Origin of the sequence: Paenibacillus sp. FSL P2-0089, from assembly GCF_038595095.1 — a bacterium.
Taxonomy (GTDB): Bacteria; Bacillota; Bacilli; order Paenibacillales; family Paenibacillaceae; genus Paenibacillus_AQ; species Paenibacillus_AQ silagei.
The window spans coordinates 7,228,019-7,245,330 of record NZ_CP152006.1 but is presented as its reverse complement, the minus strand read 5'-3'; the positions used below and the strand labels follow the sequence as shown (position 1 = coordinate 7,245,330).

The 17,312-nt window shown below is 47.7% G+C and carries 12 protein-coding genes and 1 pseudogene; 8 read left to right on the top strand and 5 right to left on the bottom strand.

The window, feature by feature from the left end; translation table 11 throughout:
* Positions 1-124: 124 nt before the first annotated feature.
* Entirely contained in the window at positions 125-484 is a 360-nt protein-coding gene (locus tag NST69_RS30875; RefSeq protein ID WP_036722979.1) for a MerR family transcriptional regulator, read from the top strand.
* Positions 485-731: 247 nt separating this feature from the next.
* On the opposite strand, the gene NST69_RS30870 is transcribed toward NST69_RS30875, so the two are convergent.
* Complete coding sequence (locus tag NST69_RS30870) at positions 732-2,159, bottom strand: MDR family MFS transporter (RefSeq protein WP_036722978.1); 1,428 nt, start codon at positions 2,157-2,159, stop codon at positions 732-734.
* A 55-nt stretch (positions 2,160-2,214) separates the two neighbouring features.
* Complete coding sequence (locus tag NST69_RS30865; RefSeq protein ID WP_036722977.1) at positions 2,215-2,454, bottom strand: hypothetical protein; 240 nt, start codon at positions 2,452-2,454, stop codon at positions 2,215-2,217.
* Between the two features lie 324 nt (positions 2,455-2,778).
* On the opposite strand from NST69_RS30865, the pseudogene NST69_RS30860 reads away from it, so the two are divergent.
* From NST69_RS30860 to NST69_RS30830, 7 genes and pseudogenes are all read left to right on the top strand, one after another.
* Positions 2,779-3,861, top strand: a pseudogene (locus tag NST69_RS30860) (5-methyltetrahydropteroyltriglutamate--homocysteine S-methyltransferase); the annotation flags it as partial.
* A complete protein-coding gene (locus tag NST69_RS30855; RefSeq protein WP_342550240.1) occupies positions 3,853-5,340 on the top strand; it encodes an aldehyde dehydrogenase family protein in 1,488 nt (495 codons plus the stop codon). The pseudogene NST69_RS30860 and the gene NST69_RS30855, both read left to right, overlap by 9 nt.
* 223 nt (positions 5,341-5,563) lie before the next feature.
* Entirely contained in the window at positions 5,564-6,943 is a 1,380-nt protein-coding gene (locus NST69_RS30850; protein WP_342548001.1) for an FAD-binding oxidoreductase, read from the top strand.
* A gap of 177 nt (positions 6,944-7,120) precedes the next feature.
* Positions 7,121-7,789 (top strand): hypothetical protein, encoded by a 669-nt coding sequence (locus tag NST69_RS30845; protein ID WP_342550239.1) that lies wholly within the window; start codon positions 7,121-7,123, stop codon positions 7,787-7,789.
* A gap of 152 nt (positions 7,790-7,941) precedes the next feature.
* The gene (locus NST69_RS30840; protein ID WP_076085687.1) at positions 7,942-8,529 is read left to right on the top strand and encodes a sigma-70 family RNA polymerase sigma factor; all 588 of its coding nucleotides are present in this window, start codon (positions 7,942-7,944) and stop codon (positions 8,527-8,529) included.
* Positions 8,516-9,277 carry a DUF3600 domain-containing protein gene (locus NST69_RS30835; RefSeq protein WP_342548000.1) on the top strand — a complete coding sequence of 254 codons (762 nt, stop codon included), beginning with the start codon at positions 8,516-8,518 and terminating at the stop codon, positions 9,275-9,277. The genes NST69_RS30840 and NST69_RS30835 overlap by 14 nt, the downstream gene beginning before the upstream one ends.
* Before the next feature lie 238 nt (positions 9,278-9,515).
* Entirely contained in the window at positions 9,516-12,629 is a 3,114-nt protein-coding gene (locus NST69_RS30830) for an ATP-binding protein (RefSeq protein ID WP_342550238.1), read from the top strand.
* 118 nt (positions 12,630-12,747) lie between these two features.
* On the opposite strand, the gene NST69_RS30825 is transcribed toward NST69_RS30830, so the two are convergent.
* The 3 genes from NST69_RS30825 to NST69_RS30815 all read right to left on the bottom strand — a co-directional run bounded on the left by NST69_RS30825 (position 12,748) and on the right by NST69_RS30815 (position 17,122).
* Positions 12,748-14,463, bottom strand: coding sequence for an AarF/UbiB family protein (locus tag NST69_RS30825; RefSeq protein ID WP_342547999.1), 1,716 nt, complete (start codon positions 14,461-14,463; stop codon positions 12,748-12,750).
* Between the two features lie 103 nt (positions 14,464-14,566).
* Entirely contained in the window at positions 14,567-15,850 is a 1,284-nt protein-coding gene (locus NST69_RS30820; protein ID WP_342547998.1) for an MFS transporter, read from the bottom strand.
* Between the two features lie 117 nt (positions 15,851-15,967).
* Positions 15,968-17,122 carry an MFS transporter gene (locus tag NST69_RS30815; protein ID WP_342550237.1) on the bottom strand — a complete coding sequence of 385 codons (1,155 nt, stop codon included), beginning with the start codon at positions 17,120-17,122 and terminating at the stop codon, positions 15,968-15,970.
* Positions 17,123-17,312 lie beyond the last annotated feature (190 nt).

The following is a 17,312-nucleotide window of genomic DNA, read 5'->3' as shown; positions in this document are numbered from 1 at the left end:
CCTTCTGATGGTAACCCATTATTTTGACAGTAGCGCTGTCCCGGGTTATCATATTTTTATTTTGAACTATGAACCTTGGTTTATAGCAAATATAAATGAATGATTGATTTAGAAGGAGCAGAATATGAGAGCGAATGAAGTTTCCAGGCTGACGGAATTACCCATATCCACCTTGCGCTTCTATGAACGCAAACAGTTGATTCCTGAACAGTTTATTTCGAGGGATGAAAATAATTACCGCGTATACGATGAAGGAGTGGTCACCTATTTGCAGGATGTGAGAATGCTACTCACTTTAGGTTTAACGATCCATGACATAGTTTTACTTATCAATGAGAGCTCGTATATTAAGAAGGAAGCATTGGTAAAGGAGAAAATCAAAGAAATCCAGGAGTTAGAAGCCAAGTTGAATGCATCCCAAAAGTTTTTGGGTGATGTGCTGGAGGGCAGAGCGCATTTTCAGACCGGATGTAAATCGCAATAATGGTGCTTATTTAAACTTTAACGGCTCTGTGAATTTCATAGATTACGTCACCACAACAACGTCCGAATGTAGCATCAGGCTACAAAGAGAGGTATGAAGCCCTTAAGATTGACTTTGGACCGGAGATAGCCGAAGATCAGGCGCTTATTTTGTATTAGCAGTATGCCCGATAAAAGCATAGTAAAAAGAGCCGCCACTTTTATGTTAGTGAAGGCTCTATGCTACGTAGTGAGATAAAAAATAAGTTTTAATGAGTCCTTTCAAGACGACGGCCATTGATAAACCAACTTGGTACCAAAACAAGAATTGTGAGAATACATTCAATCCCAAAAACCGTTTGCAAACCGGCAACAATACTGTGTGTTCTATCATGAATCGCAGCGGGATCAGGTGAATGGTGAAGATAACGATTGGCTCTGGATGACATGATGCCGACGAACAAAGCGATGCCAATTCCCCCGGCAATCTGTTGGAGCGTATTGTAGATGGCTGTGCCGTGGGGGACCAGGTGACCCGGAAGCTGATTCATTCCTGCCGTCTGAGCCGGCATGACGACAAACGATATGCCTAAGAATAATAGGACATGATCGAACAGAACGGAGCCTCGGGTTGTGTCGCTATCGATACCGGCAAACAGCCACAGTGATAGGGCGATCATGAGCAGTCCGGGCATTATGACGAATCTCGGCCCGAATTTATCGAACAATTTTCCCGTTACAGGCATCAGTATTGCGTTCAAAATACAGCCTGGCATCAGAAGTAACCCTGTCCCGAAGGCCGTTAACTGCATCACATCCTGCATATAGATCGGCAGCAATGTCGTGGTGGCGAATAAAACCATCATGAGCACCACTATCAATACAGCTACCAAGGAAAAAGCGGGATACCGGAATACGGAAAGATCAATCAAAGGCTCTTTAATTTTGAGTTGCCGCCAAATAAGTAAGAGCAAGAAGAGCCCGCCTATAGCAATCAAACTGTAACTCCCAGGACTAGCCCCGACACCGGTCTGGCTAAAACCGTAGGTGATAAAACCAAACCCGATGGTTGACATCACAATGGATAGAAGATCGACCCGTGGTTTTGTTATTTCTGTAACATTCTTTAAATTTATGAATGCATAAATAATTGAAAACAACACGACAGGAATCACCATGTAGAACAGCCACCGCCAGTCCAAGGTATCGATAACCAAACCTGACAAAGCCGGTCCGATGACAGGGGCGACCATGATGACAAGCCCCATGAGACCCATGGCAGCCCCCCTGCGTTCTGGAGGATAGAGGGCAAGAATTGTATTCATCATCAGCGGAATCAATAATCCTGTCCCGCAAGCCTGAACAACCCTGCCTATCAGCAAGACTTCGAATCCAGGGGAGACTGCACACAAGCAGGTACCTGCTAAAAATAACGTCATTGCGGACATAAACATCCGGCGAGTCGTGAACCATTGCTGCAGCAATGCGGTCACCGGCACCAGTATGCCGATCATCAGCATATAACCGGTAGATAACCATTGTATGGTTGAAGCGGTAACGTTGAACTCACGCATTAATCCGGGAAAAGTATTAGTAAGTAAATTTTCGTTAAGGAACGCAATAAACGCACCGATGAGCAGGGCGGCTAGCATCGCCCCACTCTTCATTCTGCTTGTCTCTTGAACCTGTTCGTTCATCTTCCACCTCCAGAGAATATTCATTACCAAATCTTCACCTGTCTGATTGTGCAGATTATCCTACACCATCACCTTCTAACAAGGAGTAGAAATTATCGCGGTCTTCATCATCAAATTTGCCAAGCGCCTGTACCCTGACAAATTGATGTCCGCCATACATATCGATCTCCTCACCATTACTATTGTAGAGCGCGATCATATGACCATCCCGATTCCGCTCTATATACCCGTAACAAGCTGCCTCGGGCTCTTCGCCGAAAAAGAGTAAAAATCTGATTTTGTCCACGCTATTCATACAGATCTCCCTTCCGTATTTCTCATTAATCTGAAGACTATTTTACGTGACACTGGCCCCATTGGAAAAAGCGATATCACGCTGCATCCCCGGAATTTCATTCCTATTCAGAAATCATAAGGGGGCTCCCTCACTATATCGCTCATCCGCGCATTTTTTCTTGACGGGACGCGATTAGGGGAGTATTATACTGTGCCGGTTCATCAATCAGATTAAATCCGCTATCGCGAAAAGCTATGACCAATCATGCTTTTTACATATAACCTGCATTCTTTGCCCTCATGCTATACTCAGTACACTAAAAAGTTGTAAGGAGATGTAGCGATGATACCTTTTCGCAATGATCATGTAGGCAGCTTCCTGCGTCCTGCGAACTTAAGCCAGGCGCGTGAACAATATAAAGCAGGCAACATCACATATGAAGCCTTAAAAGCGGTGGAAGATCAAGAGATTATCCGGATTATTGAGCAGCAGAAGGAGAATGGCGTATTCGCAGTGACGGATGGGGAATTCCGCAGAAGCTGGTGGCATTTTGACTTTCTGGGCGGCCTAGACGGCGTAGAGCTGTATGAGGAGATCGACGGGCCCAAGTTCCATAATATGCAGACCCGTAAGGGTGGCATTCGTGTGGCGGGTAAGGTGGATTTCTCAAGCCACCCCTTTGTGGAGCATTTTGAGTTTTTGCTGAAGCATGCAGGTGACGCCGTAGCGAAGCAAACCATTCCAAGTCCCAACATGCTGATCTACCGGCTGGAGCCTGGGGCCAATAGTTATAACGACCGGGAGCAATTCCTTCAAGATACGATTGCGGCGTACCAAAAAGCTATTCAAGCGTTCTATGATGCCGGATGCCGGTACCTGCAACTGGATGATACAGCATGGGCAGACCTTTTCTCAGAAGCGGGTCACGATAAGCTGCGGGCAAAGGGGCTGGAACCGGCGGAAGAGCTCAAGATCATGCAGCGTATGATTAACGAAACCTTGGCTCATAAACCGGCAGACTTAGTGGTGACTATGCATATTTGCCGGGGCAACTATAAATCCAACTACTTCTCAAGCGGCGGTTATGATTATGCTTCTGAGGTCATTTTTGGAGGCTTAGACGTAGATGGCTTATTCCTGGAATTTGATGATGAGCGTTCAGGCAGCTTCGAGCCACTGAAATATGTGAACCGGCCGGATTTGAAAATCGTGCTGGGTCTGCTCACATCCAAAACAGGCGAACTAGAAGATAAAGAGCATATTAAAGCCCGGATTGCCAAAGCAGCAACCTATGTGCCCCTTGAGCAGCTGTGCTTGAGCCCGCAATGCGGATTCTCCTCTACAGAGGAAGGCAATATTCTTACGGAAGAACAACAGTGGCGCAAGCTTCGTTATGTGAAGGAAATTGCCGAAGAAGTGTGGAAGGCAGACCAAGAGACCGTTATCGTTGAAGCCTTCATTAATGGTCACAATGTACCATCCCTTTCGCAGTCAGCCAAAGAGAATCCGGCGAACCCGGCGGAAATCGTAGGCTATTTCCCTGTCACTACGAAGGAACAAGCGGTGGAAGCGATTGAAGCGGCGGCAGAAGCTTTTAAAATATGGAAGAAGACCTCGATTGATGAACGTATTACCCGGATGCGTAAGGCAATAGAGAAGATTAGAGCAGCGGAGAATGAAATTGTCCATCTGCTGTCCAGAGAGCATGGCAAGCCCCTATATGATGCCCATGGTGAGATTTATGTCTCGTTAATGTGGATGGAGTTCGCTTGTAATGAAGCTGCATCCGTTCTACAGGAAGAGGTCCAGGAGCATGACCATGGTAAAACCATCCTGTCCTATGATCCAATGGGTGTGGTGGCAGCGATCAGTCCATGGAATTATCCGATTGCGTTATCTACGATTAAAATTGCTCCTGCCTTACTTGCGGGCAATACGATTGTGCTCAAACCGAGTCCGTTTGCGCCGCTGGCGGCGGCGAAGGTAGCAGAGCTGATCGCAGGTGAGTTCCCGGCGGGTGTCATCAATGTCGTTCATGGGGATGCGGATGTGGGCGTTGAACTGACTAGTAATCCTCTTGTCGCCAAAATCGCCTTCACAGGCGGAACCGCAACAGCCAAGCACATCATCAAAGCGGCTTCGGAAACGATTAAGGATATGACGCTGGAGCTGGGCGGCAATGATGCGGCGATCTTCCTGGATAGCTTTGATGTTCAAGATGAGCGGGCCATGCGCCGGATTGTTATTTCTAACTTCCTGACGACAGGCCAGATCTGTATGATTGCCAAGCGTGTATATGTACACCGTTCTATCTATGATGGTTTTGTTGAAAAATATATCGAGGCGGCTAACCGCTGGATTCGCATCGGTGATCCCTTTGATGCCAATACGACAGTAGGTCCGGTGAATAACCTGAAGCAGAAGAATTACGTGCAGGGTCTGATTGAAGATGAACGCCAGCGCGGAGCTAAGGTCATTCCGCTCGGCCAAATTCTGGATGAGCAGCGGTTTGAACAAGGGTATTACCTGCAGCCTACGCTTGTTCTGGACTGCGATTACCATGATCCGATTGTGGTGGAGGAGCAGTTTGGTCCTACCGTTCCGATTCTGCCCTTTGACGATGTGGAGCAGGTGATTCATCTGCACAATGAGAGCATCTATGGATTGACGAGCTCGGTCTGGGGGCGGGAAGAGGAGGCCATCTTGGTCGCACGTCAGCTCGAAGCGGGAACGACCATGATTAATACAGCTGCTGTGCAAGGGCTCGATGTCCGGTTCCCGTTCGGTGGCTTCAAGCAGTCCGGTATCGGCCGTGAATACGGCGCAGAGGGCATCCGTACGTATACAGAGCTGCATGTGATCAATGTTCCGAAGACACTGGATCTTCCTTATATCCCAGAGTGAACAAAACACCTTCAAGAGAATGAGCTCTGTCGTAAGATAGAGAGATCCTTGGAGGTGTTTTTTGCGTTGGCAACTAGAGTGAGTTACCCGGTAGACCAGCATTACGAACGATTTAGGAAAGCTGCTGCAAACTGGGCGTTTGCCGTTACTAGGACAGATCTCCCAACATAGACATAAGCTGATGAGAAATGCTTATGTCATGTGTAGGGATGGTGTAATATAGATGGCACAAAAGTTGAAAAAGAAAAGTACGCGGTTAACCGGAAGGATCGTTATTCCAGGCAATCCGTCGTACAATACGGCTAGAATGGAGTTCAATAGGCGCTTCTCTAAATTTCCAAGGGTCATTGTTTTTTGCCAACGAACTCAGGATGTGATCAACGCAGTCAAATGGGCACGTGAGCGGGGCATACGGCTGCGGGTACGTAGTGGACGGCATAGCTATGAAGCCTTCTCGGCTGTAAGTGGCGGTATTATTATCGATGTGAGCGAGATGAATAAGGTTAAGGTTGATCGGAAAAACAGATTGGCCATTGTCCAAACGGGTAATCCGCTTGCCCGTGTGTACAAAAAGCTGTGGAATAAGCGGGTGGCAATTCCGGCGGGGACTGCTCCGGATGTAGGCGTAGCGGGGCTTACCCTTGGAGGGGGCATTGGACTACTTTCCCGTAAATTTGGACTTACGTGCGATAACTTGAAGCAAGTGAAGATGGTCGTAGCTTCGGGGCGATATGGGGCAAAGACGATTGTGGCAAACAGGAAAAAGCATTCCGATCTGTTGTGGGCATCACGAGGCGGAGGGGGAGGGAATTTTGGGGCTGCTACAGAATATACATTTCGGGTTAGACCGATTTCATCAGTTTCTATATACAGTATTACGTGGAAATGGCGTGATCTTGAGAAGGTGTTCCCGGCTTGGCAACGCTGGGCCCCATCTGTCACGAACCGTCTAACCTCAACCATCGAGGTGTCTGCCAAACAAGTGGGCACCATTGTATCTACCGGGCAATTGCTTGGCGGTGCAGAGGAGCTGCGCCGATTGATTAGACCGCTCTTGCGAGCAGGCACTCCGGTGAAGGTGATGGTGAAGACAGTGCCTTTTATTGAAGCGACCAAATTTTTTGCCGAAGCGGACCTGAATTTGGAACCAAAGTTTAAAATAACCGGGGCCTACGGATTCCAACCATTGCCGCCTGAAGGAGTACGAATTATACGCGACTTTTTATCTAAAGCACCCAACAGGCACTCTAGCGTGTGGAGCCAGAGCTTAGGTGGTGCAGGAAGCGCGGTGAGTCGAGTATCGCCTGCTGAAACGGCCTATCCTCACCGGAAGGCTGAGACAATCTACGAACTGTCAGCCCGGTGGAGAAACAGCAGGGAGCAGGAGCGGAATATTCAGTGGGTGGAAAGGTTCCGCAGAGCGTTGCGTCCCTTTGTTAAAGGGGATTATGTGAATTTTCCCGATTTGCAGATTAAGAACTGGCCCAAGGCGTACTATGGCGAGAACTTTGGCCGATTGAAGCAGGTGAAGCGAAAGTACGATCCTCATAATGTGTTTCGTTTTGCTCAGAGTATTCCAGTCGGTAAACAGATCAGAAAATGACAATATGTTCTCCACGGTGAATTTGGAAAACTAATCAACAAAGATGCGGCTGGAGCGTAGTACACTAAATCGGGTCGTATCTTTGTTAACAATCATTAAGCAAACGGGCAGTTTTTTGGAGAAACATGATATCATTAAGGAGCGGGACTGCTCAAAGTACGGGTTTAAGGAGATAAAATCATGAAGAAAAAGAAGATTGCCTGTTTACACGCCCACTATTCAAATATCCAGTATATTCAAAACGCTCTTACCTCTGCTGAGTTGGAATTGGTTCATTTTGTGGATCCTGGTTTGATGAGTAGAATTACATCAGATAAAAATTTCGATGAAGGACAAGCCAAAAATAAAGTCATCGAACAAATAGAATGGATATCACAAGCAAATGTTGAGGCGATTCTTATCACATGTACTAATTATATTGCTCTTCTTAAAGAAAACCGGCTACATACATCTATTCCTATAATAAAAATCGATGAGCCTTTCTTTAGTTCGGTCTGCAGTATTACAGAACCACAAGTTCTATTATTCACTAATCCAGCAACCGTCGCAGGGACAATGAGCAGGCTTAATGAATTTGCTTCTATCCAGGATAAGCCAATTCATATTGAGGCACGTGTCATAGAGAATACATTTGAGCTAATCATGCAAGGTAAAAATGAGCAATATGTTGAAGAATTATCAAAGTACATAAAGGGGATACTTGCATCAGAAAAAAACAAGAAAATTTCTGTTGCTCAATTATCTATGGTGGAATCAGCCGTTAAAGTTGAGCAAGAGTTAAATGTAAAAATCGGGAATCCGTTGGATTCACTGATAATACATTTCGAGAGCTTGTTGCTCAACTAACGGGCAATGTGAACATTAGGCAGACAACAATAAACCGACCAAAATCCTTAGTGGACTTTGATCGGTTTATTCCGTATTTTTCCGAAGAAAAATCGAACGAAATATTCTTTATTCCCCAATATATAGTGTAAGACCGAAGGGAGGGGTGATGAATGGAGCATCCAAAAGAATATTCTCAGCTCATTACGCTTACGCTAGCCGGCAGTCGTGAAGCATTTAGTGAGCTATATGAAGCTACGATTAGGGATGTATATCAAACCGTTCATTTCCTCGTTCGCGAAACATCTGAGGTGGATGATATCGTTCAGGAGATTTATATTCAAATGCGCAGATCTCTTGAACATTTTGACATCAGTCGTCCCTTTAGACCCTGGCTTATGGGAATAACAGTGCGACAAATTCATGCCTACCGGAGAAAGAGATGGACGCATCTCCGAATTCTTAAGAAGGCAGAGCAGGTCAATTTGGTGGTGGAGCCTGAATTCACAAGTAAGATTGTCGACAAGATCTCTAACCACTCCTTGCTTGCTAGCGTAGATAGTCTTCCGTATAAGCTGAAGCAGGTGATTATTCTGCATTATTTAAATGAATTATCGCAGGAGGAAAGTGCCGTAATCCTCGGGATTCCTCTAGGTACCGTGAAATCCCGTATTCATGCTGCACTGCGCAAGCTTCGTCAGAAGCCAGAGAATCAGACTCTTTTTAAGGGAAAGGTGGAGGATCTGCATGAATTTCAATGAAAAGCTGCGAACAGTTCTGCAGGAAGAGGCCAGAAATTTAAATGCCCCACCGGAACTGAAGGAGAGAATACTAAATCAGACCGTAACCGGACAAGGGGGAAGACGAATGAAAAAGAAGTGGATCGTAGCAGGCGTTTTGGCAGCTACTTTATTAATTCCTACTGGAGCGTTTGCCGGATATCATTATCTGGCGGATAGTATGTATGGTTCGAAAGAAGCAGCTGCTACGATTGGCCTAAGCCAGCAGAAATATGAGGAGTTTGAGACCAAGCTTCAGAGGTTGAAGCATAATTTTAGCGAGGAAGAAGCTGCCACGGTTATGTCCTTATTGAAGGAATTAGGCGATTACAATCTGCTGGCGGCAGATTCCAAGGGGATTTTTCACATAGAACAGCTTGATGCAGAAGAACAGAAGGCTTACAAGAAATTACTGGTGGAGCTTGAACCGTATTTCAAGAAAATGAACGAAACGGATAAATCCAAGGCAAAGGCATCTGGCACAGATCGTGGCGCTTTCTGGGATAGCTTGCTTGAGAAGGCTGAACAGAGACTCACTAAACAGGAGTATAGGGAGCTTGAATCCATAATAAATGAGTTGAAAAGCTATGATGCCAAGGTAACTGATGCAGACGGAAGTGTTCATATGGATCGGTTGTCGACAGAAGAAATACAAAAGCAAGAAAAGTTATTGGAGGCGCTCACTCCTTACGTTGATAAGATAGACAAAATGATGAAACCGAGCTCTTAACCCTTACTCTCTCAGTATGGTTTAAAAATCAGTCATTATGATCCAAAACTCGCAGGAGCTTTATTTAGCAGCAAACTGACCATAGAGCAGGGTAGGTCGGAATGGTGCATAAATGGGCTTTTGCGAGTTTTTTGTGCTACAAAATTTCTTAGCAAAAAACTACATGAAGCCGATAGATAAAGAAGAAGAAATGAGTAGGAGAGGGATACTCTTGGCTAATTTTTCATGGGGTCACCAAATGAAAATGAAGTACATCTTTTTATTCCTGGGGTTACTATTAGTTGTTCTATCAGGCTCACGCTTATTATGGATGGAGTTGTTTGGCGGTTTACAACAGGATTCGATAAAAAACGGGGAACTCCATTTGCGTAATTGGAATGCAGAAGACGGGCAGATTGTTTTGCTTGACGGGGAATGGGAATTGTATTCCTCACATTGGTTCATGGATGGCAAAAAGCAGCAGGGCTTGGCCTTGAGTGAGCCAAGGATGATTCAAGTTCCAGGGGGATGGAACCAAGCTGTGCATCCCGGGACCTCTACTCCATATGGATTCGGCTCGTACCGCTTACGAATATATGTGAATCCGCAGCAGGATCTCAACTATAGTATTCGTGTGCCAAGTATACGCACTTCGTCGGAAGTATACGTAAACGGCCGGTTACTAGCTAAATCCGGGCGGGTAGCGGATTCGGAAGAAGCCTCTATCGCTAAGAATCTTCCGTATTCTACAACCTTTAGGGCCGACAAAGATGGTGTAATCGAATTGGTAATTCAAGCGTCCAATTATGTGGATAGCCGGAGCGGCGGCATTGTCCGGTCTATTAAATTCGGGACAGAAGAAGCAATTACCCAGGAGATGAAACTTTCGGTATCTATGCAGGTTCTGACAACGGTTATCTTTCTGATCCATTCTGCCTATGCGTTTATATTATTTGTATTGGGTAACAAGCAGACAAAGTTGCTGTATTTCTCTTTGCTGACATTCTCTTTCACACTAAGCGGTGCGTTAAGCAGTGATGAGAAGCTGTTCCATCAAATCATTTATATCGGCAACGTATGGGATTTCCGGCTATCCAATGTAGCTTTTTTAGTTGGAGCCTATGCATTATTGGAGTGTACGAATCATCGCGAACTAGCTCTTTGGCACAGAATATATCCTGTATTTAGGGCACTGATCTTGGGGACCGCAGGGATTACGCTATTGTTGGATACATATCAGTTAACCAGCATCTTCCCTGTGTATAATCTGCTAGGCGGTACTGCTGGAGTCGTTGCAACGATTGCGATCTGTAGAACAGTGGTCAAGGATATGAGAGGGAATCTGTTATTGTTGTTCTCCATCCTTGCGTTGATCCATCATGTGATCTGGATGCTCTTCTGGCGGGAGGGCGGTTATAATCTTCTCTATTATCCGTTTGATTTGATTATTTCAATGGGGTGTTTGGCCTCAGTATGGTTTAGGAATTATTTTAAAATGTACGAAAACACGAATGAGCTAGCAACAACCTTGCAAAGAATGAATGATCATAAGGATCAATTCCTGGCGAATGTTTCACATGAGTTCAAAAATCCGCTGCACAGCATGCTCAACCTATCACAATCTGTTATGAAACGGGAACAGCATGTAATGCAGGCAAGAAGCATCAAAGAGCTTGAAACTGTTTCTTCTGTAGGGCACCGGCTAACCTTGATATTAAACGATTTGATTGATGTGATGAGCCTGCGGGAAGGCAATCCCCGTATCAGCAAAAAGGTTATACCGATCCAGCCGATCGTGACGGGAGTACTTGATATGCTGCAATTGAATGCAGAGGTGAAATCTATACAAATTACAAATCAAATTCCTGAAGATTTTCCTCTGGTCCATGCAGATGAGAACCGGATTATTCAGATCCTCTTTAATTTACTTCATAATGCTGTGAAATACACAAATGATGGAGTTATTTTGATTTCGGCTTATGTAAACGACGGGAGGGCTTATATCGTTGTTGCTGATACCGGAATTGGAATGGATGAGGACATGCTTAAATGCCTATTCCATCCATACGAGCAAGCCAACACAACGGAGACCATGATTGAAGGCGGCTTCGGGTTAGGGCTGAGTATAAGCAAACAACTGGCGGAGCTTCATGGGGGCACATTGGATGTAACCTCCGTTAAAGGAGAAGGTTCGCAATTCAGCTTTTCTTTACAACTGGCAGGCTTGGAAGCGGAGGCGGAGAGTGCGCCGGCGAAATCTTTTGAACCGTTACCCATATCTGCTGTGGCAATTCAAGAACCTGTTCCAATGATCATGGACAGCGCAACCCCCCTGAGTGATGAGACACCGGCAACGTTCTTCAAGATGGATTCCGACCGTCCGGTTCTATTAATTATTGATGATGATCCTGTTAACCTTCAAGTGCTTGAAGCCATACTGCCACCAGACGAATATGATACAACCATGGTAACCAGTGGCAGACAGGCGTTGGCTATTCTGGGTACGAAGGAATGGGATGTGGTAATCTCTGATATCATGATGCCGATGATGTCCGGATATGAACTGACACGAAGGATTCGTGAGCGATTTACCTTCACAGAGCTTCCTGTTCTGCTTCTTACTGCAAGAAGCCAGCCACAGGATATACATAGCGGTTTCCTGGCGGGAGCAAACGATTATGTGACGAAGCCGGTAGAGGCCATAGAACTTAAATTGCGGATACAGGCGCTAACAACGATTAAGCAATCCATTAGGGAACAGCTGCGATTAGAAACTGTATGGCTGCAAGCCCAAATTAAGCCTCATTTCTTGTTTAATGCTTTGAATGCTATATCAGCATTAACGGATATTAATCTGGAGAAGATGCGTGATTTGCTTGATGAATTCACTAATTATCTGCGAAACAAATTTAAATTCCAGAACATTGCAAGTCTTGTTCCGGTTGCAGAAGAGCTGAGTTTAGTGCGTTCTTATTTATATATTGAACAGGTGAGGTTTGAAGAGAGGCTGCAGGTGATTTGGGAGATTGATGATCACAGGTGCATCAAAGTCCCGTTTCTTACGATTCAGCCTCTCGTTGAGAATGCAATTAAACATGGAATCATGAAGCGCAAGCGTGGAGGCAGCATTGTCATACGTATTTCCTGCGTGGAGACCCGGGCAGAGATCACAGTTAAAGATGATGGGGTCGGAATGGATGAGGTTCAATTGCAGCGATTATTGGAAAGGCGTAAAAGCAGTAGTTCCGGCGTCGGATTAATCAATACGGATCAGCGCTTGAAGCGGCATTTCGGAACAGGCCTTCATATCACAAGCTCGCTGGATGCAGGGACAACGGTAACTTTTCACGTTCCGCTCAGCAGTAATGAATAACAATGATGAGATCGGGCGGAAGGATGAAGTGGAAACGGTACCTTCCTTTAAAAGGACGGTACCGTTTCCACTTGTACAGTTTAGTTTCGTACGCAGCGTTAATGTTATCCACATTTCGTTATCCACGCGATTTAGACTTCGGCTTCTCCAACCGGCTACGTTCACGCATAGCGTTGATTTGCCTCGCATGTCTTTCGTCCCGGCGGCCTTGCCTCGTTCGGAGTTGGCTCAGCATAATGAGCAGGCCCAGGGCGCCGAGTACATAAGAGATGATGGGATTCACTTCATTCCACAGGTTGACACCGGCCAGAAGTAATACTGCGCCAATGATGGTGGCAATCAACCGCTGTGTATTTTTATTCTGCGTCTCGATTAATTTTTGCTCGAGGGAGCTCGCCAGCTTGACCCTTAACCCTCCGCTATCCATTTTATCGATTGCAGACATGAACTTCTTGGTCGTTGGAAGGATGTCTTTGAGCATATCCTTGCCATCCGCTACAACTTTGGAGATGACACTTCCCCGCAGATCCCTCCGCACCACCTGTTCCACGTAAGGCTTAACCGTCCCGACCAGATCAAGGTCCGGGTCCAGTCCGGTACAGAGTCCGTACACGGTGCCTATGGCTTTGCCCAGGAATGTAGTATTGGCAGGTAATTGAAAAGGCTGGGAGTAGAGGAAATTACGCAGTTCTTCCACATTGTCGCCTGACGTCACAAAACTCAGATCGAACGTATCGCCGTTGATTTGTTCGAATAATAACGTAAGATTCCTGGAGAAGACCTCCAGATCTACATTGCGTCTTAAGAATCTCAAACGATTAAGAGCGTCGATAGCGCCGTGGGCGTCTTTCAAATATACGGCCAGCAGAAGGGCTACCATCTGGGTCTTCATATCACGGGCGATCCGCCCGACCATTCCAAAATCAATCAAGGCGATGGTGCCGTCAGGCTGCACGAGCACATTGCCCGGGTGCGGGTCTGCGTGAAACAAGCCATTCAATAAAATCTGTTCCACGAACATTTCGATCAGCGATGTTGCCAGTTGGGTCCGGTCTACCCCCCAAGCCTCGAGCTTGGCGAAATCATTGATTTTGACACCCTCCATAAACTCCATGGTCAGCACCTGCGATGTAGTACAGGACCAATGGATGTGCGGAATCACGACATCCTTCCGGTGGGCTAGCTGCTGCTTGAACTCTTCGGCATTACGCCCTTCTTGCTGATAGTCGAGCTCCTCCATAATGGTGTCATGAAACTCATCATACACGGCATCAAGATCCATGAAGTCTGTAATCATCTTCTGGCGCTTCAATAACGAAATAGCGACCTGAATGGATTTCCAATCAATCGAGATAATGTCCTCCACCCCGGGCCGCATCACCTTCACGGCGACTTGCTCACCTGTCCGTAAGGTGGCCCGGTGGACCTGTCCGAAGGATGCTGCTGCAATAGGAGTCTCGCTGAACTCAGCATACATCTTGCTGATGGATACCCCGAGTTCACGCTCTACCTTCTGCTGGATCTCGGAGAAATCTACGAATTCTACAGAATCCTGCAGCTTGGACAATTCTTCAATAACTTCCTTCGGCAGCATATCCACCTGCGCACTCACATGCTGCCCAAGCTTGATAATTAACCCGCCCATATCCATGGCGGTTGTCGTGAAATACGCTGCCTGCTTGCGGTATAAGACCCGTTGCTTCGCTGCAAAGCGCCGCCTTGACATCACAACCTTCAGCTTGCCCAGCCACCAGAAATCCCAGGCGAACTTGAAAATCATCCGCATGGTTCTTCTGAACCTTGCATCCTTCATTAATTTCAGGAATTCGCTCATACTTGTTCATCTACCACGGAGTTATTATGCTGCATCCCAAATCTCTCCTTCTAATCATCCATGAGCCTAATTGTATGATATTTCATACCAGACAGATATACAATTAAAGGCTTGGGCGGCTGGCTGCTGATGACTCAGGTTCGTCCCTGAACGCCCGGCGGCCGAGCAAGCCGACCACCAAAGCCAGCGATGTCAAAACCGCCGCCAGCAGATACAGGTTGACGATCCCGAACCGTTCGGCCAGTCCTGCCATGACCAGCAGCGAGATGCAGAACACCAGATGCAGCAGCGAGGCTTGCGCCGACAGCACCTTGGGCAGCATCTGCTTACTGGTGCTGCGCTGGATGAGGGTACGCCGGTTAATCACCGACAGCTCCGCGAACGGTCCCATCAGCAGGACAAGGACCAGTGCTATATACGGCTGGGTATTCAGAGCATACACCATGGTGAGCAGGCCATAGCCCGCCATACCGATGAGCATCGCCCCCAGATAACGGTTGCCGATGAGACGCACTGCCGACAGGACCAGCAGCCCGCCGCCGACCGTTCCTGCGAAATAGGCTGCGTTAATGAAGCCCCACCATTCTTCGCCTTGCTTCAGCGCCACCTGGACGAAGGCCAGCGTGAACGCACCGACCCAGACCGAGCCTCCAAGCATGTCGATGATGTCCATGAAGGTCAGCATCCGCAGGCGGGGCATACGCCAGATGACTTGCCAGCCTTCGGTTAAGGTCTTCCACTTCGAAGAGGATGGGGATACCGGCTCCAAGCCTGCCGGCTGCCCCTGCATCTGATCCATTGCTTCTGCTGGCTCTCTCACGCCAAGCGTAAATGCGGCCGCCAGCCCATAGATGGCCGCTGTCAGCAGCAGCGCCGGGCTGGGCCCAAGGAATGCGACCAATAGGCCGCTCAGTCCCCAGCCCGCAAACTGCACGACCTGATCGCTGACGCTGATCAGACCGTTAGCTTGAAGCAGCCCCTCCTCCCGCGTTACGAGCCGCGGCACCAGCGCATTGCGGGCCGGAACGGTCCAGCCGTCGAGGAAGGACATGACGAAGACCAGAGCAAAGACAAGTGTGAGTGAAGCAGCCGCGCCGTTAAGCTGCAGATACAGAGCCAGCAGCACAAACAGCAGGAACTGGCCTGTCTGTGAGATCAGCAGCAGTGAGGGCAGCTTGATCCGGTTGATGAGCAGCGGCGCAATGAAGCCGCTCACCATCTGGGCCGAGCTGCGCATCAGCGGCATCAGCGCCGCCGAGACAAGGGAATCCGTCCGGTCCAGCACCAGCACTGTCAGGGCCATAATATACAAGACATCGGCAGCATTCGCCGCCGTCTGGGTCGTCCAGAGATAAAAGAAGGAACGTGTTAACAACCGTGGTCTCAAGAAATTTCGGGCCTCCATTTCTGCATCCATAACGTCAAATGTAAGATAAGGATAACAATAATGGAAATTTCGGATTTTGACAAACCTCACTAAGGGAATATGAAGCCGTTAGATTGTTCATTTCATATGACGGGTTAACGCCCAGAATATCAGAGCGAGCGCACTGACCGCTGCACCAAGCAGGCACACTCCGGTCCAGCCCGCATAAGCGTAGATACTGGTAGATGCAATCGATCCGGTGGCGCTGCCAATCGAATAGAAGACCATGTAACCGGCAGTAAGCCTGCTGCGGGCTTCCGGGCGCAGATGAAGGATCATGCTCTGGTTGGTGACGTGTACGGCTTGTACGGCCAGGTCTAGAAGAATAATCCCAATGATTAACGCGAGCAGCGAATGCGGAGTATAACTGATTGGCAGCCATGAAAGAAGCAGCAGAGTCAACGCCACGCCGGTGGTCTTTTGCCCCAAACCCCGATCGGCCAGACGGCCTGCCCGCGCTGCTGCTAACGCCCCGGTAACTCCGGCGAGACCAAACGCTCCAATCGCGGTATGTGACAGGGACAGCGGCGGAGCACTGAGGGGCAGCACCAGGGAAGTCCACAAGATACTGAATGCGGCGAAAATCAGCAGGCATAACACAGCACGGATTCGCAGCAGCCGTTCTTGTGCGAACAGCGTGAACAGTGAACGGAGAAGCTGCGGATAGGATAAGGATTCTCTCCGGTGCTCAGACTGCGGCAGGACCCTGAACAATACACCTGCCATGATTAACGTGAGTCCTGCGGAGACAAGGTAGACCGAACGCCAACCGGCCAGATCCGTTAACGCGCCGGCGAATGTCCGCGCCAGTAGAATACCAATGACAATTCCGCTGGTCACCACACCCACCGTTCGTCCGCGTTCAGCCGGGGCAGCCAAGGTGGCTGCGAATGCCACAAGCGTCTGTGTCACTACCGCAAGCAGTCCGACCGTAGCTATGCCTATGAATAACACCATGCTGGTGGGGGCAGTGCCCACAACAACCAAAGCCAGCACGGATACCAGCATCTGTCCGGTAATCAGCCAGCGCCGACCCAGCAGATCACCCAGCGGCACCAGCAACAGTAGTCCGATGGCGTAACAAATCTGAGTCACTGTAATCACGATGCCGACGGAAGAATGCGTAATCCCGAATTCGCTGGAGATCGCGTCCAGTAAGGGCTGGGCGTAATAAATGTTTGCTACCGCCAGTCCGCAGGTGATGGCAAATAAGAGCGCAACCTTACGGGTCATTAAAGATGCAGATACTGGTTCTGCTGCTACGTCATTAAATTTCGGTTCTTTCACAAAGCCCGCCAAACATAACGCCTCCTTCGATATATGAATAAAATAATATACTGATCGGTATGAAATAATTCCTGATAAATATACCGCTAACCAAAATTAATTGTCAAGGAGTAACTGTGTATGTTCACTCTGATTG